The sequence below is a fragment of the Serratia sp. X10 genome, from assembly GCF_017811775.1.
Classification (GTDB): Bacteria; Pseudomonadota; Gammaproteobacteria; order Enterobacterales; family Enterobacteriaceae; genus Serratia; species Serratia ureilytica.
In genome coordinates, this window is the sequence record NZ_JAEIOH010000007.1 from 42,881 (window position 1) to 58,080 (window position 15,200).

The 15,200-nt window shown below is 59.6% G+C and carries 20 protein-coding genes; 17 read left to right on the top strand and 3 right to left on the bottom strand.

What is annotated here, in order from left to right; translation table 11 throughout:
* Positions 1 to 239: 239 nt before the first annotated feature.
* Together J9788_RS19885 and J9788_RS19890 are read left to right on the top strand one after the other, a co-directional pair.
* Positions 240 to 707, top strand: a complete 468-nt coding sequence (locus tag J9788_RS19885) for a ribonuclease (RefSeq protein ID WP_182265468.1) — start codon at positions 240 to 242, stop codon at positions 705 to 707.
* 5 nt (positions 708 to 712) lie between these two features.
* Complete coding sequence (locus J9788_RS19890; protein WP_033644909.1) at positions 713 to 1,012, top strand: barstar family protein; 300 nt, start codon at positions 713 to 715, stop codon at positions 1,010 to 1,012.
* Positions 1,013 to 1,042: 30 nt separating this feature from the next.
* On the opposite strand, the gene yjgA is transcribed toward J9788_RS19890, so the two are convergent.
* Positions 1,043 to 1,591, bottom strand: a complete 549-nt coding sequence (gene yjgA, locus J9788_RS19895; RefSeq protein ID WP_019453156.1) for a ribosome biogenesis factor YjgA — start codon at positions 1,589 to 1,591, stop codon at positions 1,043 to 1,045.
* 190 nt (positions 1,592 to 1,781) lie between these two features.
* Here yjgA and J9788_RS19900 point away from each other — a divergent pair, with 190 nt between their 5' ends.
* The 4 genes from J9788_RS19900 (at position 1,782) to cybC (ending at position 4,507) form a co-directional block, all read left to right on the top strand.
* Entirely contained in the window at positions 1,782 to 2,144 is a 363-nt protein-coding gene (locus tag J9788_RS19900) for a type II toxin-antitoxin system RelE/ParE family toxin (RefSeq protein WP_033651242.1), read from the top strand.
* Positions 2,128 to 2,466: a helix-turn-helix domain-containing protein gene (locus J9788_RS19905; RefSeq protein WP_033651243.1), complete on the top strand. Its 339-nt coding sequence runs from the start codon at positions 2,128 to 2,130 to the stop codon at positions 2,464 to 2,466. Before J9788_RS19900 ends, J9788_RS19905 begins: the two co-directional genes overlap by 17 nt.
* Positions 2,467 to 2,641: 175 nt before the next feature.
* Entirely contained in the window at positions 2,642 to 3,982 is a 1,341-nt protein-coding gene (gene pmbA, locus J9788_RS19910; protein ID WP_182265467.1) for a metalloprotease PmbA, read from the top strand.
* A 138-nt stretch (positions 3,983 to 4,120) separates the two neighbouring features.
* The gene (gene cybC / locus J9788_RS19915; protein ID WP_046897231.1) at positions 4,121 to 4,507 is read left to right on the top strand and encodes a cytochrome b562; all 387 of its coding nucleotides are present in this window, start codon (positions 4,121 to 4,123) and stop codon (positions 4,505 to 4,507) included.
* A gap of 4 nt (positions 4,508 to 4,511) precedes the next feature.
* Here the strand turns inward: cybC and J9788_RS19920 are convergent, their stop codons facing one another.
* Positions 4,512 to 5,294 carry a helix-turn-helix domain-containing protein gene (locus J9788_RS19920; protein ID WP_033644472.1) on the bottom strand — a complete coding sequence of 261 codons (783 nt, stop codon included), beginning with the start codon at positions 5,292 to 5,294 and terminating at the stop codon, positions 4,512 to 4,514.
* A 282-nt stretch (positions 5,295 to 5,576) separates the two neighbouring features.
* Between J9788_RS19920 and J9788_RS19925 the strand changes: the two genes are divergently transcribed.
* The 3 genes from J9788_RS19925 to J9788_RS19935 are packed head-to-tail and all read left to right on the top strand — an operon-like array spanning position 5,577 to position 8,690.
* Entirely contained in the window at positions 5,577 to 7,031 is a 1,455-nt protein-coding gene (locus tag J9788_RS19925; protein WP_182265466.1) for an FAD/NAD(P)-binding protein, read from the top strand.
* Positions 7,028 to 7,909, top strand: coding sequence for a formyltransferase family protein (locus J9788_RS19930; RefSeq protein ID WP_182265465.1), 882 nt, complete (start codon positions 7,028 to 7,030; stop codon positions 7,907 to 7,909). Before J9788_RS19925 ends, J9788_RS19930 begins: the two co-directional genes overlap by 4 nt.
* The gene (locus J9788_RS19935) at positions 7,902 to 8,690 is read left to right on the top strand and encodes a sulfite exporter TauE/SafE family protein (protein ID WP_046897234.1); all 789 of its coding nucleotides are present in this window, start codon (positions 7,902 to 7,904) and stop codon (positions 8,688 to 8,690) included. Before J9788_RS19930 ends, J9788_RS19935 begins: the two co-directional genes overlap by 8 nt.
* A gap of 37 nt (positions 8,691 to 8,727) precedes the next feature.
* Here the strand turns inward: J9788_RS19935 and rnk are convergent, their stop codons facing one another.
* A complete protein-coding gene (gene rnk / locus J9788_RS19940) occupies positions 8,728 to 9,138 on the bottom strand; it encodes a nucleoside diphosphate kinase regulator (protein ID WP_004936993.1) in 411 nt (136 codons plus the stop codon).
* Positions 9,139 to 9,582: 444 nt separating this feature from the next.
* On the opposite strand from rnk, the gene J9788_RS19945 reads away from it, so the two are divergent.
* The 8 genes from J9788_RS19945 (at position 9,583) to J9788_RS19980 (ending at position 15,118) form a co-directional block, all read left to right on the top strand.
* Positions 9,583 to 9,909, top strand: coding sequence for a glycine dehydrogenase (locus J9788_RS19945; protein ID WP_089192640.1), 327 nt, complete (start codon positions 9,583 to 9,585; stop codon positions 9,907 to 9,909).
* A gap of 36 nt (positions 9,910 to 9,945) precedes the next feature.
* Positions 9,946 to 10,311: a glycine-rich SFCGS family protein gene (locus tag J9788_RS19950; RefSeq protein WP_004937000.1), complete on the top strand. Its 366-nt coding sequence runs from the start codon at positions 9,946 to 9,948 to the stop codon at positions 10,309 to 10,311.
* Entirely contained in the window at positions 10,311 to 10,607 is a 297-nt protein-coding gene (locus J9788_RS19955) for a DUF4312 family protein (RefSeq protein ID WP_004937003.1), read from the top strand. Before J9788_RS19950 ends, J9788_RS19955 begins: the two co-directional genes overlap by 1 nt.
* 30 nt (positions 10,608 to 10,637) lie before the next feature.
* Entirely contained in the window at positions 10,638 to 11,414 is a 777-nt protein-coding gene (locus J9788_RS19960) for a DUF4311 domain-containing protein (RefSeq protein ID WP_004937006.1), read from the top strand.
* 11 nt (positions 11,415 to 11,425) lie between these two features.
* The gene (locus J9788_RS19965; protein ID WP_004937013.1) at positions 11,426 to 12,076 is read left to right on the top strand and encodes a DUF4310 family protein; all 651 of its coding nucleotides are present in this window, start codon (positions 11,426 to 11,428) and stop codon (positions 12,074 to 12,076) included.
* A gap of 63 nt (positions 12,077 to 12,139) precedes the next feature.
* Positions 12,140 to 13,279: an amidohydrolase/deacetylase family metallohydrolase gene (locus tag J9788_RS19970; RefSeq protein ID WP_046897236.1), complete on the top strand. Its 1,140-nt coding sequence runs from the start codon at positions 12,140 to 12,142 to the stop codon at positions 13,277 to 13,279.
* Positions 13,263 to 14,381, top strand: coding sequence for a DgaE family pyridoxal phosphate-dependent ammonia lyase (locus J9788_RS19975; RefSeq protein ID WP_046897237.1), 1,119 nt, complete (start codon positions 13,263 to 13,265; stop codon positions 14,379 to 14,381). The genes J9788_RS19970 and J9788_RS19975 overlap by 17 nt, the downstream gene beginning before the upstream one ends.
* Positions 14,378 to 15,118, top strand: coding sequence for a KDGP aldolase family protein (locus J9788_RS19980; RefSeq protein WP_182265464.1), 741 nt, complete (start codon positions 14,378 to 14,380; stop codon positions 15,116 to 15,118). Before J9788_RS19975 ends, J9788_RS19980 begins: the two co-directional genes overlap by 4 nt.
* Positions 15,119 to 15,200: the final 82 nt, after the last annotated feature.

Below are 15,200 nucleotides of genomic sequence, written 5' to 3' on the forward strand. Positions count from 1 at the left end.
CTGACTATACTGTAAGCAGTCGTTGTTCGGCGGGCCGTCTCAGAGCAGGCGGCTCGTTTTCAGAGAGACTCCGAGTGCCAGAACGGCTGGAAAGTGGCATCATTGACATGAATGGATGAAACCCTCACCGCCGCGAAAACGCAAGGTGTCGGTCATCTTAGTGTCATCCAGCTCGACTATATACCTAACTAGCCTGGGGGAGCTGCGGCGCTTCCGGCGGCATAATTTCAGGGAATGTCATGAACAAGCGGATTCTGTTGGCGATTGTCATCGCCGTGGTCATCGCCGTCTTCAGCGCGTTGCGCGGCAACGAGCACCGTGCGAGCGGCGGCAATGCGGCGGCGGTGCAAGCGCCGGCGGGGCAGCAACAGAGCATCGATCGGCTCACGCAGCAGCAAACGGTGGTGAGTTACCTGCAGCAGCATCAGCGGCTGCCGGATTATTACATCACCAAGAAGCAGGCGCGCGAGCAGGGCTGGGACCCGCGTTCAGGTAACCTCTGTTCGGTATTGCCGGGCAAGGCGATTGGCGGCGATCGATTTTCTAACCGTGAAGGGCAACTGCCGAGCGCCGGCGGCCGGGTCTGGCGCGAAGCGGACATCAATTACCAGTGTGGCCGGCGCGGCGCCGATCGCCTGCTGTATTCGAGCGACGGTCTGATCTTCGTCTCGCGTGACCATTACAAAAACTTCATTCGTGTGGAGTGAGTTTGATGGCAAAAGTAGAGTTTGATTTTGAGCAGATCCAGGATGTGCCGGCATTCTACCGCGATTTCGCGCATAAGTTTGCGCTGGACGAGGGGTTTGGCGCCAACCTCGACGCGCTGTGGGACGTGGTGACCGGCGATATCGGTCTGCCGGTGGAAATCGAGTTCACCCACCTCAATGCCCGCAGCAAGCGTCGTTTTGGCGCGATCATTCTGCTGTTTGAAGAAGCGGAAGAAGAGCTGGAAGGCAGCCTGCGTTTCAATATCCGCGAAAGCAGCGGCGAACCGGCGCATCACCGGGGATGAAACGGGTTCATCCCGGGATGACGGCGGCGCTTAGTCAGCCGCTTCGGCCAGCTCGCGCAGGTATTGGAAGATCTGGCGGTAAGCCTTAGGCGGCTTGTTGGCGGCCTTCTCTTTCTGCGCGTTGCGCACCAGTGAACGCAGCTGTTGACGATCGGCGGCCGGATACAGATCCAGGATCGACGGGATAGCGTCATCGCCTTCTTCCACCAGGCGGTCGCGCAGCGCTTCCAGCTTATGGAACAGCGAAACCTGCTGGTTGTGGCGGTTTTTCAGCTTGTCGAGCGCGGTCTGGATCGGCTCGATATCGCGGGCGCGCAGCATCTTGCCGATCAGCTGCAGCTGACGGCGACGGCCTTCTTTCTTGATCTTCTGCGCCAGCTCGATGGCGGCGCGCAAATCTTCGTCCAACGGAATGCGATCCAGCGCGTTTTTGCCCAGATCGACCATTTCGGCCCCCAGGTCTTTCAGCGCTTCGGCATCACGTTTAATTTCACTTTTACTGACCCAGATAATCTCGTCATCGTCCTCGTTTTCATTCTCCGGGACATCGTCGAGCCAGTCTTCAGGCTGTTTGTTCATGGTAGGCTCCGTTAAAAAGAGGCTAATCCTAACAGGTTGTCCGGCAACCCGCCAATTGAGCGCCCTGAGCAAACTGAGTATAGCTGCCGCGCTGGGGCATTATCATGTCTAGGTTCCTGTCCTCTGAATTCATGCTGTTGTTTTTATCATCATGTTTGTATAAAATTTTATACAAAAGGAGGTGGTATTCATGGATGATGGTATCGAGAAAGCCATTGATTGGCGCGGTTCATCGTTAGAGGATTTGTTGGCCTTTCCAATAGATGCGCGAAAAGCGGCAGGATTTGAACTGAGTAAAGTGCAAAGAGGTTTGGAGCCCGGTAATTGGAAAACGATGACCAGTTGTGGAAGTGGCGTTATCGAAATCCGTTTATATGCCATCGGCGGAGCGTTCAGGGTGGTCTATGTGGCAAAGTTCAGCGAAGCGATCTACGTTCTGCACAGCTTTCAAAAGAAGGCGGAGAAAACCAGCCGCCACGATATTCAGATAATCAAAGCGCGTTATGACGCGGTCATTAATGAGCGGAGTAAAGGTCATGACCAAGCCGATTGATACCGGTTCGCGCCACATTACGCCAGCAGGCGGCAATGTGTTTGCGGATTTGGGGTTTTCCGCCGATGAGGCTCGGCAATTGCAAGCACAGTCCAATGCGGAGATTGCGCAGCTTATCGCACTAAAAAAACAGCTGATGGGAGAGATCAGCGCGTGGATTGAGGAAGAAGGCTATCGCCAGGAAGAGGCGGCGCGTTATCTGCACACTTCCCGGCCGCGCGTGTCCGACGTGGTGAATCAGAAAACCGAGAAATTTACGTTGGATGCGTTGGTCAACATGATGGCGAATATCGGCAAGTCGGTAAAACTTATCGTCGAGTGACGCGCGAGTTTTGTATTTTATCCCGGCCTTACCGTTCGGCTTTATGCGAAATTCAACGCGGTTCCTGTTAGACTCAACGGCAGAGATCTCAGGATTTTTGCGCGCCGCCCCGCGTGCACAACTACGCCGCTCCGGCACTTTTCTCAACGATTTTCTGATTAATTATGGCAGATTGATGAAAGTAGTCACTCAAGTTGCAGAACAGCGCAAGGCGCTGGAACAGGCCGTTTCTCAGGCTCTGGAGCTGGCCCGCGCCGGTTCCGACGCGGCGGAAGTCGCGGTCACCAAATCGACCGGCATCAGCGTCAGCACCCGCTTCGGCGAGGTGGAAAACGTCGAGTTCAACAGCGATGGCGCGCTGGGCATTACCGTGTATCACCGTCAGCGTAAAGGCAGCGCCTCTTCCACCGATCTCAGCCCGGACGCCATCGCCCGCACCGTACAGGCGGCGCTGGACATCGCGCGTTACACCTCTGAAGATCCCTGCGCCGGCCCGGCGGAGAAAGAGTTGTTGGCGTTTGAGGCGCCGGATCTCGATCTGTTCCACCCGACCGAGCTGGACGCCGAGCGCGGCATCGAGCTGGCGGCGCGCGCCGAGCAGGCTTCGCTGGCGGCGGACAAACGCATTACCAACACCGAAGGCGGCAGCTTCAACAGCCACTACGGCATCAAGGTGTTTGGCAACAGCCACGGCATGCTGCAAAGCTACTGTTCCAGCCGTCACTCGCTGTCCAGCTGCGTCATTGCGGAGCAGGACGGCGACATGGAGCGGGATTACGCTTACACCATCGGCCGTGCGATGGGCGATCTGCACAGCCCCGAGTGGTTGGGGCAGGAGTGCGCCCGCCGCACGCTGGCGCGTCTCGCGCCGCGTAAACTGTCGACCATGAAAGCGCCGGTGCTGTTCGCCTCAGAAGTGGCCACCGGGCTGTTCGGCCATCTGGTGGGGGCCATCAGCGGCAGCAGCGTCTACCGCAAATCCACTTTCCTGCTGGACGCGCTCGGCAAGCAGATCCTGCCGTCGTGGCTGACCGTCGAGGAACACCCCCATCTGCTGAAAGGGCTGGCGTCAACGCCGTTCGACAGCGAGGGCGTGCGCACCCAACGGCGCGATATCGTCAAGGATGGCGTGCTGCAAACCTGGCTGATGACCAGCTACTCGGCGCGCAAGCTGGGCCTGCACAGCACCGGCCATGCCGGCGGCATCCATAACTGGCGCATTGCCGGGCAGGGCGCAGACTTCGCCGGCATGCTGAAACAGCTTGGCACCGGCCTGGTGGTCACCGAATTGATGGGCCAGGGCGTCAGCGGCGTCACCGGCGATTATTCTCGCGGCGCCGCCGGTTTTTGGGTGGAAAATGGCGAGATCCAGTACCCGGTCAGCGAGATCACCATCGCCGGCAACCTGAAAGACATGCTGCGCAACATCGTCAGCGTCGGCAGCGATATCGAAACCCGCAGCAATATCCAGTGCGGTTCGGTGCTGCTGCCGGAAATGAAGATCGCCGGGCAGTGATCCTCTGTGCGGTCGGCGTCCGCCGGCCGCGCGTTATCCCGTCTCAACCTTGCTTACAAATCTCCGGTTTCGATTTTGCCCGGCCTTGCCTATGGTAGCGGTGGGTTAACTAAAACAATAACTGGAAGGTGAGCAAACATGCAGAATACCCTGAAAGCGCTGGCGGCGTTGACGCTGCTGGCGGCCAGTTCGCTGGCGGCCGCCGCCGATCTGGGCGACGATATGGACACCCTGGCGGAAAACTACAAAACGGTGCTGAATACCGACTCCGCCGCCACCCTCAAACAGAGCCTGCAGAACATGCGCGCCGCCGCGCAGGATGCCAAGCAGGGTACTCCGCCGAAACTGGAGAGCAAAGCCGCCGACAGCCCGGAGATGAAAGATTTCCGCAGCGGGTTGGATACCCTGATCGGCCAGATCGATCAGGCGCTGGCGCTGGTCAATCAGGGCAAAGTCGCCGAAGCCAAGCAGCTGGCGCAGGGCTTCAAGCAGACCCGCGACGCCAACCACAAGAAATTCCGCTAACCCGTCAACCGTCGCGCCCGTCTTCCGTCAGATAGGAGGAGGGCGCCTGCCCCAGCACGCGGCGAAACATGGTTGAAAACGCCGCGCTGCTGTCATATCCCATCTCCATGGCCACCTGCGTCACGCTGCGCCCTTCGGCCAGCAGCGCCAACGCCAGCACCACGCAGGCGCGCTGACGCCATTGCGAAAAAGGCAGGCCGGTCTGCGCGCGAAAGAAGCGGCTGAAGGTGCGAATACTCATGTACAGACGAGGGGCCCATTGCTGCGCGGAGTCGTGGGCGTCGGGGTGCTGCAAAAAGGCGCGGCACAGCTCGCCCAGCCGAGGATCGGCGGGCAGCGGGATGTGCAACGGCAAGGGTTGCAGCCGGGCCAGCTCGTGCAGCAGCAACGTCGCCAGCGCCCCGTCGCGTCCCTCCCGCTCATACTCCAGCGGCATGTCCACCGCCGCCATCAACAGTTGGCGCATCAGCGGGGTGACGCTAACCACCTGGCAAACCTGAGGCTGTTCGGCGGGTAATGCGCCCGGTTCGAGGTACAGACTGCGGGTAGTGACGCCGACCATCCTCACCGCGTGCGGCATCTGCGGCGGCAGCCACACCGCGTGCTGCGGCGGGACGATCCAATTGCCTTGCTGCGTGAAAACGTGCATGACGCCGGTGGCGCCGTACAACAACTGCGCGCGCCGATGGCTGTGCATCGGCAGCAAATGCCCCGGCGGATAATCGGTGCCGATGGCGATCACCGCGCGCGCTACGTGGTCGATGTCATCAATGCGGACGTTGCGCATGTGCCCCCTTTGGCGGCAGGTTGGCCGAAACGCAATGATAGTTGGCCTTTCATATAAAGCAAGCCAGCGACGGTCGCCCTACTATCGGGGCAGAAAAATAACGCTTGTCCGGGGCGCCGTTATTTTATCGGCCATAAAGCCCGCGCAAGTTTTCACACCGGGGTGAGAAGAAGGTTTTCGTTCTCGCAATACAAGAAGTTAATAAGGAATAAATCGTCATTTTATTCCAACACCTGAAGCAATAGTTCTTAGCGCAGTTCAATGACTATAAGGTGATATTTCATGTATAAGTTCGGTGTGATTGGCGGCGGAGCCGCCGGCATCTCTTTTGCGTATAACTTTATAAAAAATAAGTCGGTTAATCATTGCAAAAGGCCGCTTTCCCTGACGGTGTTCGACAAGCAGGGCTTCAAGGGCGGTATGGCATACAGCAGCGATTTTGACAGCCATATCTTAAATATGACGCCAGAAAATATGTCGGCGGATATTTTCGATGACGCGCACTTCGTCGATTGGATCGCCATGCATTTCCCGCAGTTTTGCCAGGATCGTTATCCGCCGCGTTGGCTGTATCGGGAATATCTCGATTTTATTCGCGACATGACGATGTATATGGCGGCGGACAGCAACGTGGCGCTGAATTTCGTGACCGCCGAAGTGAATGCCATTGCGCCGCACGAGGCAGGCTATCGGCTGACCACCGCCTGCGGCTCCGCCGAACAGATGAACGCGCTGGTGTTGTGTTCGGGGCATAACCCGCCGGAATGTCTCTATCCGGTGGACGGGGTGATCGCTTATCAGGCCCACCGGGATCTGCCGCCGATCAACCCTTACTCAACCATCGGCGTGATCGGCTGCAGCCTGACGGCGATCGACGCCATCGTTGAACTGATGGAGCGCCTGGGGGCCACCGATATCTGCGCCCTGTCGCGTTCGGGCCTGTTCCCCAGCGTGCAACCGGCGTTGATGCGTCCGCCGCCGGAGGCGTTTGTTGAGGGGCTGCGGCGCTTTGTCGCCGGTAACGATTTTATTGATGCGCATCAGTTGGTGCATGCGATCAACGCCGCGCTGGCGCGTCACTATCCGGGGCCGGAACGATTGACGGTGCTCTCGGCGCTGGGGGAAAGGCGCGATTGCTACCGCGATCTGGCGGACAGCCTCGACCGGGCGCGCTTTGCCCGGGAGCACATCTGCAGCTACCTGGCGGCGATCCATCCGACGGTGTGCGCCGCCTGGGTCAAAATGGATGCCAACAACCGGCAGATCTTCATGCGCTTTTACAACTCCTCCTGGATGCGCAATCGGCACGCCATGCCGATCAAGAACGCCTACAAGATCGTGGCGGCGTTGGAGAGCCAACGCCTGCGCGCCTGCGGCGGCCTGACGGATATCAGCAAGGGGGCGGACGGATTTATCCTTCGTTGCCATGAGACGCGGGTGCATGCGCAGTATCTGTTCAACTGCACCACGCCTTCTTATCAACTGCCGCCCAACCGCCTGAGCCATCAACTGCTGCAAGACGGGGTGGTGCAGGAGAACCTGTTCGGCGGCGTGAAGTGCAACCCGCACACGCTGAAAATCGCCGATCGCCGCGGCCGCGAGCAGCATCTCTACTCGCTTGGCGCGCCCGCCAAGGGCGACCTTTTTTACACCTCGGCGATGGAATCCATCACGCGAGATATCAGCAAAATCGTGTTTAACAACCCTATTTTCAACGCAAAGAAGGCTGAAGCATGAAAAACGTAGCGCTCTTTGTCGGCAACGACATTTTCTCCTGGCTGGTGTGTCAGGATCTGATCGCCGCCCTGAAAGGCGAGTGTGCTTTTACGGTATATTTCCCCCTGGCGAAAAGCGGCGGCCGCGCCCAGGAGCCGGCGGTTCGCCGCCTGGGGCTGTATGAGCGCGAGGTGCTGAACGATTTCGTGTTCCCGTTCGTTGGCCGCAACGCCGCCGCCTGTGAGGGCGCCTATCAGCCGCCGGCCCTGTTCCTGGCCGCCGCCGGGGTCAAAGCGCATCGCGTTCTCGACATCAATGACACCGCGTTTATCAGCAGCCTGGGTCATATGGACGGGGTGATTTCTTTGCGCTGTTATCAGAAATTTTCCGCCGACTATGTGCGCGCCTTCAGCCGGCGCGGCAAGCTGCTGTGGAACCTGCATCCGGGCGACTTGCCGCGCTATCGCGGGGTGATGACGCTGTTCCGCGCGATGATGAACGGTGACAAGGACTGTGCGGTGACGCTGCATGAAATGGACGAACATTGGGATGCCGGCCCGGTGCTCGCCCGCCTGCCCGCCGAGCTGCGCCACGACCTGTCGTTCCTGGAAAACATGATGTTGCTGGGCGTGCAGAGCGGCACCTTCCTGGCGCGCCAGCTTATGCGGGCGGAACGGAGCGAAGCGATAGCGGCGGAAAAGCAGGGCGATTCGCGCTATTGGGGCTTCCCGGATGCGCAGACGCTGGCGCAGGCGGAACAGGCGGGCATTGAGCTGGTGGATCATGACGCCGTGCGTGAGCAGTATCTGGGGCTGTTCGTCGGCGATCGTTTCCACCCGCTGGCGGGGCAGTTTTGCGCCGGGTTCGACGACTTCGTGCGGGCGCACGGCCATGATTGAAATGTTAATCGTGCTGGGTGCCGGTTTTCTGACCGGCATCACCACCATTCTGTTCGGCTTCGGCGGCGGCTTTGTGGTGGTGCCTTTCGTTTACCATTTGATCTCCGCCTCAGGCGAGCAGCCCGGCCAGGCGATGCATATTGCGGTGGCGACCTCGACGGCGGTGATGATCCTCAACGCGGGGTACGCCACCCTGACCAACTGGCGCAGCGGCAACCTGCTGCGGGAAACCATCGTGCCGCTGATCTTTTTTATCGGCATCGGCGCGGCACTGGGCGCGTTTGCCTCCTCGCTGCTGGCGGACGGCGTGATCCGCGTGCTGTTCGTGGTCTATATGGCGGTGACCATCGCCGACTGTCTGTTCCGCCGGGGGTTCCTGACCAAACCGGCGCGCGCTGAACTGTCCCCCGCCACGCTGTGGGGCGGTGGGCCGCTGATCGGCGGCATCGCTACGCTGCTGGGGGTGGGCGGCAGCGTGATGACCGTGCCGCTGCTGCGCCGCCATGGCTATGACATGAAGTATTGCGTCAGCGCCGCCAACCCGCTGTCGATCCCGGTGGCGGTGATCGGGGCGCTGATGTATATCGTGTTGGGGTGGCGCGAGATGAGCGGGCCGCAGTATCTGGGCTACGTCAATCTGAACATTCTGGGGCTGCTGGTGGTGGCGGGGATTGCGGGGATCGTGTTTGCCAGGCGCTGTTTGCCGAAGGTGAGCGATGCGCTGCATGCCAAAATCTACGTGCTGCTGCTGATCGCCGTGCTGATCGCTATCTGCCTCTGAAACAGAAAGGGCGGCCGGATGCCGCCCTGAGAACCGCTTAACGGTGGTATTCGCCCGCCGCTTCCGGCTGGTACAGCAATTCCAGCACTTCAATCCGCGCTTCTTCACCGTTCGGCAATTGCCAGGAGATCTGCTTGCCGACGTGCATGCCGAGCAGCGCTGCGCCCAGCGGCGCCATCACCGACAGCTGATCGTGGCTGTCTTTCAGCGAGGCCGGGTAGACCAGCGTGCGCACGTGCTCTTCATCGGTGTGCAGATCGCGAAAACGCACGCGGCTGTTCATGGTCACCACGTTGGCCGGCATTTTCTCCGGCGGCAGGATTTCCGCGCGATCCAACTCGTCGTTCAGCGCGGCGGCGACGTCGGTGTTGGCAAAGGCCGGTTGTTCCAATAGCGCATCCAGGCGTTCCGCATCCAGCTCATTAATAGTAATGATGGGTTTGGTCATTCCACTCTCCAGTCAAATCAAAGGGCGCCAGTCTGTGCACCCATAAATTCGGAAAAACAACACAAAGCAACACCCCCGCGCCAGAGGAGCGGGGGTGTGGGTAATGTCGATTTGTCCCATTGATAGTAGGCGGTTGGGGCGAGAAAAGAAAGAGATCCCGATCACGAAGGCTTTTATCGTCAATCGAGGCAAAAAAAACCGTTAGCCGGGTTATGTAATTGTTATCTCATTTACTTTTTCGCCGTAGCGCCGTTTTGCGAAATGGATCTCCACGCGTCATTCGATTTCCACTTCGAACTGGAAAAAACCGGTCTCCACAGAAAATCTTACCGGGGGTAGGGTAAAGACATCACAGAAAGCGGGTTATTCAGGTGATGCGCTTTACGGCTTACTGATTAATGTGGGATCTAGGGGTACTGAAAAGTGAATGATGGATCTGCTTCGATAAAAGAAATTGAACAATCCGATATCAGCGAAGCCGGTGAGATCACCGCTCGGGTGCTGGCGGATATTACCGCGATGCTGAATGCTGAGAATATTTATACCAATGCGGTGCAGCAACAGATGCTGGAATCGCATATTCGCGCCATGGTGCTGCGCTCAATAACCGGTGAACCGTTGCCGGAGGTGGATAAATCACTGTTCGACGAAATTTCCGCCGAGTCCATGCAAATGGCGGAGCGCGTGGTGGATCAGTTTGGCACATTGCCTATCGAAGAAGCCTATTTGCTTTCAGTGCACTTCGAAGTGGCGAAAGATAATAACGCATAGCGGTTAACGCATCGATTTCAATCAGGAGAATATACCATGGGTCAAATTACCGTAGTGATCGGCGATCGTTTAGGTAAAGGGCAAAAAGTCGGACAAGGTGTTGAAAACGCAGGCGGAAAAGCGGTGGTTATTCCCGGCGTGGCGGCGGATATGAAGCTGGGCGACGTCATGAAAGCGGAAAACGCGCAGCTGGGCATCTCTTTTTGCGGCAGCGGCGGCGCCGGCGCGATTACCGCACAAACCAAATACGGCTACAAAGCCAAATACGGCATGCGTTCGGTGGAAGAGGGCGTGACGGCAATTAATGAAGGCTGCAACGTGCTGGGTTTCGGCTTTATGGATAAAGAAGAGCTGGGCCAGAAACTGGTGGAAGCCTACGTCAAAAAACATGGCAACCCATAATGAAAGAGCAATATACCACATCGGTAAAGGTGGAGGGTAAAGGCGACAGCAAAGCGAAAGCTTTTGCTTCCGCCTTGGCTAATGTGCAGGGCGCGGTATTAAAGTCCACCAACAATATTCTGCTGCGCATAGAGCCGCAGGACGTCAGCGTGGTGAAAGCGGAAGAGAAAATAACAAAAGAGAAATTTCTTTTCTTCTTTTTGCCGCGTGAAAGAAAGAGCTATGCCGTTTCTCTGGAAATAACCGTGAACGTAACCATTATCAATACCGAGAAGGTTGTCTTCGTCACGAAATAAAAACGTTAGCATAAATGAAAGGGTATACTGATGTTTTTAATCATCTTATTTAAATCGATTATTATCGGTGGGCTGGTGGGGGTCGGCGTAGGGGCCGGCGCTGCACGCATGTTCCACGCGCCGACAACACAGGGCATGGGGGCGTTTCGCACCCTGGGCGAGCTGAACTCCTGCGAGGGCGATCCGGCTTCCCACTTCTCATTCGGTCTGGGCTTCTTCTTCAACGCCTGGGCGTCTTCCGTGGCGGCGGGCTCCTTCACGCAGGACGTCGATCACCGCATCATCCCGCACTGGGGCGCGGCGGCCCTGATGGTCAAGAACCGCAATCTGGCGCAAACGCTGCACGATCCGAAAAAAATGGCCATCGCCTGCGGCATCATCGGCATGCTGGTGGTGGCGTTCCTCAATACCACCGCTTCCGCCGTGCCTGCCGCGCTGCAGGTCACCGCGATCAAGGTGCTGGTGCCGGCAGCCAACCTGCTGGTGAACACCGTGATGCCGGTGATCTTCTGGCTGGCGGCGATCGACGCCGGGCGCCGTTCCGGCTTCTGGGGCACCATTTTCGGCGGCCTGGCGCAGCTGATCATGGGCAACGCCGTACCGGGCCTGGTGCTGGGCATTCTGATCGGCAAAGGCGTCGAAGAGAGCGGCTGGAACAAAATCACCAAGATCATGATGGCGGTGATCGTGCTGCTGTTCGTGCTGAGCGGCTTCTTCCGCGGCTTCGACATGAAAGTTCTCGAGTCCTTCAGCCTCGGCGTGCCGGGCTGGCTGGACGCCATTCACAACACCCTGAGCGGTAAATAAGGAGCGGGATGATGGAAGAGCAAACCCAAAAAGGCTTCTGGTACGCCGACTGGTCATTCCCGATTTTTGTTGGCCTGCTGTCCTCCGGCGTGTTCGCCGGGACGCACATGTACTACCTGTACGGCATCGGCGCCTTTAACGAAGTGGCCTTCGTCTCCATGCTGCGGGCGGGGATGGATACCGGCGTGTACGGCGCGGTGGCGGCGTTCGGCGCCAGCTTCCTGTTCGCGCGCATCATCGAAGGTTCGCTGGTGGGCATCCTCGACATCGGCGGCGCGATCCAGACCGGCGTCGGGCTGGGCGTACCGGCGCTGCTTTTGGGGGCCGGCATCGTGTTCCCGGTCGCCAACTTCGCCGCTTCGCTGGCCACCGGCCTGATCATCGGCCTGGCGATCGGTTATGTGATCATTCTGGCGCGCAAATTCACCATCAATCAGAGCAACTCCACCTACGGGGCAGACGTGATGATGGGCGCGGGCAACTCCTCGGGCCGCTTCCTCGGGCCGTTGATCATCCTGTCGGCGATGACCGCCTCGATCCCGATCGGCATTGGTTCGCTGCTCGGCGCGCTGCTGTTCTATATCTGGGGTAAACCGATCACCGGCGGAGCGATCCTCGGCGCGATGATCCTGGGGGCGATCTTCCCGGTAGCCATTTCTTAAGAGGCCTGCGCCAGGCGCCGCCCGAGGCTGCGGCGGCGCCCGGGCTAACAGGAGCAATGCGGTATGTATGACTTAGTAATCAGAGGCGCCAGACTGGCGGACGATACGCTGATCGATCTGGCGGTGAAAGACGGCAAAATAGCCTCGGTGGGGCGATTGGCGGCGGACGTCAGTGCCGTTCGCCAGCTGGATCTGGCGGGCAACTGCCGCCTGAGCGCCGGTTGGATCGATGCGCACGTGCACTGCTATCCCGAATCGCCGATCTACCATGACGAGCCGGATCGGGTCGGCGTCGCCAGCGGCGTCACCAGCGTGGTCGACGCCGGCAGCGCCGGCGCCGACGATATCGACGCCTTTTATCAGCTGACGCGCAGCGCCAAAACCAACGTTTTCGCCTTCCTCAACATCTCGCGTATCGGCCTGCTGCGGCAGAACGAGCTGGCGGAGTTGACGGACATCGACAAGCGCGAGGCCGGCCAGGCCATCGCCAACCATCCCGGTTTCATCATCGGCATCAAGGCGCGCATGAGCAGCAGCGTGGTGGGCAAGAACGGCACCCGGCCGCTGGTGTTGGCCAAAGAGATCCAGCAGGAAAACCGTCGGCTGCCGCTGATGGTGCATATCGGCAACAATCCGCCGGATCTGGACGACATCGCCGATCTGCTGACCCGTGGCGACATCATCACCCACTGCTACAACGGCAAACCGAACCGCATTCTGACGCCGGCGGGCACGCTGCGCGCGTCTATCCAGCGCGCGCTGCGGCGCGGCGTATTGCTCGACGTAGGGCACGGCACCGCCAGCTTCAGCTTCGAGGTGGCGCGCCAGGCGATCAAGCTGGGCATTTTGCCGCACACCATCAGCTCCGATATTTACTGCCGCAACCGCATGAACGGACCGGTGCACAGCCTGGCGACGGTGATGTCCAAATTCTTCAGCGTCGGCCTGACGCTGCCGCAGGTGATCGCCTGCGTGACGGAGAACGCCGCGTCGGCGCTGCAGCTGAGCGGCAAAGGGCGGCTGGAGCCGGGCTATGACGCCGATTTCACGCTGTTTGAGCTGCGCCGCGAACCGCAGGTATTCGCCGACGCCGAAGGGCAAACCGCCGAGGGCGAACGGCTGCTGGTGCCGCTGGCCGCGGTGGTGGCCGGGGAAATCCTATTAACCGAACAAGGGGAGGCAAGCCATGTCTTCGATTTATGAAAAATACGGTTTGAAGCAGGTGATCAACACCTCCGGCCGCATGACCATTCTCGGCGTTTCCACGCCGCGCCAGGACGTGATCGACGCCGTTGATTACGGCCTGAACCACTATTTCGAAATCAAGGATCTGGTCAACAAGACCGGCGCCTATATCGCCGATCTGCTCAACGTGGAGGACGCGGTGATCGTCTCTTGCGCCTCGGCGGGCATCGCCCAGTCGGTGGCGGCGGTGATCGTTAAAGATAACGCCAATCTGCTGGTGAACCTGCATTCGGCGCCGATCGCCGTGCCGCGCGAGATCGTGCTGCCGCGCGGCCACAACGTCAACTTCGGCGCGCCGGTGGACACCATGGTGGCGCTGGGCGGCGGCAAGGTGGTGGAGGCGGGCTACGCCAACGAATGTTCGCCGGAGCAGATTGAAGCCTGCATCACGCCGCAGACGGCGGCGATCCTGTACGTCAAATCGCACCACTGCGTGCAGAAAAGCATTCTGTCCGTCGAGCAGGCGGCGGTGGTGGCGCGCAAACATAATCTGCCGCTGATCGTCGACGCCGCGGCGGAAGAAGATCTGATGTGTTACTACCAGATGGGGGCCGATCTGGTGATCTACAGCGGCGCCAAAGCCATCGAGGGGCCGACCAGCGGCCTGGTTATCGGCAAAAAACAGTACGTCGAGTGGGTGAAGCTGCAGTCCGGCGGCATCGGCCGGGCGATGAAGGTCGGCAAAGAGGGGATTCTCGGCCTGACGCAGGCGATTGAAAGCTATCTGACGCTTGAGAAAACCACCGGGCAACAGATGGTGGAGCGGATGACGCCGTTCCTCGACGCCCTCAACACCCTGACCGGCGTCAGCGCCAAGACCGTCTGGGACAGCGCCGGCCGCGATATCGCCCGCGCCGAGATCACTTTCGACGAAGCGGTACTGGGGCGGTCGACCTATGACATCGTCCAGGCGTTGAAAACCGGCGATATCGCCATCTACTTCCGCGGCTACAAGGCCAACGAGGGCAAGATTGAAGTCGACGTGCGCAGCGTCGACGAGCGGCAACTGATGACCGTCTTTAGCTGTATCAAGAACCTGTTTACGGAGAAACAAGCATGAAGCTGCAGCCTAACTACTATCGCGACCGCGTCTGCCTGAACGTGCTGGCCGGTTCCAAAGCCAACGCGCAGGACATCTATGCCGCGGCGGAAGGGCATGTGCTGGTGGGCGTGCTCTCCAAGAACTACCCGGACGTCGACAGCGCGGTGACCGACATGCTGCGCTATGCGCGCCTGATTGAAAACGCGCTCTCGGTCGGCCTGGGCGCCGGCGATCCGAAGCAGTCGGCGATGGTCAGCCTGATCGCTCAGCAGGTGCAGCCGCAGCACGTTAACCAGGTGTTTACCGGCGTCGGCGCCAGCCGCGCGCTGCTGGGCCAGAACGACAGCGTGGTCAATGGCCTGGTGTCGCCGACCGGCCGCGTCGGCTGGGTGAAGATCTCTACCGGCCCATTGAGCGCCGCGGCGGCGGACGGCATCGTGCCGGTGGAAACCGCCATCGCCCTGCTGAAGGACATGGGCGGCAGCTCCATCAAGTATTTCCCGATGGGGGGCCTGAAGTGCAAGGACGAATACCAGTACGTCGCCAAGGCCTGTGCCGAGCATGACTTTATGCTGGAGCCGACCGGCGGCATCGATCTGGAGAACTTTGAGCCGATCGTCGAGATCGCGCTGGCGGCCGGCGTGAAACGCGTGATCCCGCATATCTACAGCTCGATCATCGACGCCGCCAGTGGCGACACGCGGCCGCAGGACGTGAAAGCCCTGCTGGCGATGACCAAAAAGCTGGTGGGTTGAACGCGTAATGGGATGAGGTAAACGCTGGGAGGCGAAGGTTTTCCCGTGGCGCGGCATGCCGCGCCGTTACCTATACTGAGGA

What these genes read in the sequence shown, in the direction of transcription:
- J9788_RS19885 (WP_182265468.1), top strand. Translation starts at nt 240, where the DNA reads ATGAACAAGCGGATTCTGTTGGCGATTGTCATCGCCGTGGTCATCGCC.
- J9788_RS19890 (WP_033644909.1), top strand. Translation starts at nt 713, where the DNA reads ATGGCAAAAGTAGAGTTTGATTTTGAGCAGATCCAGGATGTGCCGGCA.
- yjgA (WP_019453156.1), bottom strand. Translation starts at nt 1,591, where the DNA reads ATGAACAAACAGCCTGAAGACTGGCTCGACGATGTCCCGGAGAATGAA.
- J9788_RS19900 (WP_033651242.1), top strand. Translation starts at nt 1,782, where the DNA reads ATGGATGATGGTATCGAGAAAGCCATTGATTGGCGCGGTTCATCGTTA.
- J9788_RS19905 (WP_033651243.1), top strand. Translation starts at nt 2,128, where the DNA reads ATGACCAAGCCGATTGATACCGGTTCGCGCCACATTACGCCAGCAGGC.
- pmbA (WP_182265467.1), top strand. Translation starts at nt 2,642, where the DNA reads ATGAAAGTAGTCACTCAAGTTGCAGAACAGCGCAAGGCGCTGGAACAG.
- cybC (WP_046897231.1), top strand. Translation starts at nt 4,121, where the DNA reads ATGCAGAATACCCTGAAAGCGCTGGCGGCGTTGACGCTGCTGGCGGCC.
- J9788_RS19920 (WP_033644472.1), bottom strand. Translation starts at nt 5,294, where the DNA reads ATGCGCAACGTCCGCATTGATGACATCGACCACGTAGCGCGCGCGGTG.
- J9788_RS19925 (WP_182265466.1), top strand. Translation starts at nt 5,577, where the DNA reads ATGTATAAGTTCGGTGTGATTGGCGGCGGAGCCGCCGGCATCTCTTTT.
- J9788_RS19930 (WP_182265465.1), top strand. Translation starts at nt 7,028, where the DNA reads ATGAAAAACGTAGCGCTCTTTGTCGGCAACGACATTTTCTCCTGGCTG.
- J9788_RS19935 (WP_046897234.1), top strand. Translation starts at nt 7,902, where the DNA reads ATGATTGAAATGTTAATCGTGCTGGGTGCCGGTTTTCTGACCGGCATC.
- rnk (WP_004936993.1), bottom strand. Translation starts at nt 9,138, where the DNA reads ATGACCAAACCCATCATTACTATTAATGAGCTGGATGCGGAACGCCTG.
- J9788_RS19950 (WP_004937000.1), top strand. Translation starts at nt 9,946, where the DNA reads ATGGGTCAAATTACCGTAGTGATCGGCGATCGTTTAGGTAAAGGGCAA.
- J9788_RS19955 (WP_004937003.1), top strand. Translation starts at nt 10,311, where the DNA reads ATGAAAGAGCAATATACCACATCGGTAAAGGTGGAGGGTAAAGGCGAC.
- J9788_RS19960 (WP_004937006.1), top strand. Translation starts at nt 10,638, where the DNA reads ATGTTTTTAATCATCTTATTTAAATCGATTATTATCGGTGGGCTGGTG.
- J9788_RS19965 (WP_004937013.1), top strand. Translation starts at nt 11,426, where the DNA reads ATGGAAGAGCAAACCCAAAAAGGCTTCTGGTACGCCGACTGGTCATTC.
- J9788_RS19970 (WP_046897236.1), top strand. Translation starts at nt 12,140, where the DNA reads ATGTATGACTTAGTAATCAGAGGCGCCAGACTGGCGGACGATACGCTG.
- J9788_RS19975 (WP_046897237.1), top strand. Translation starts at nt 13,263, where the DNA reads ATGTCTTCGATTTATGAAAAATACGGTTTGAAGCAGGTGATCAACACC.
- J9788_RS19980 (WP_182265464.1), top strand. Translation starts at nt 14,378, where the DNA reads ATGAAGCTGCAGCCTAACTACTATCGCGACCGCGTCTGCCTGAACGTG.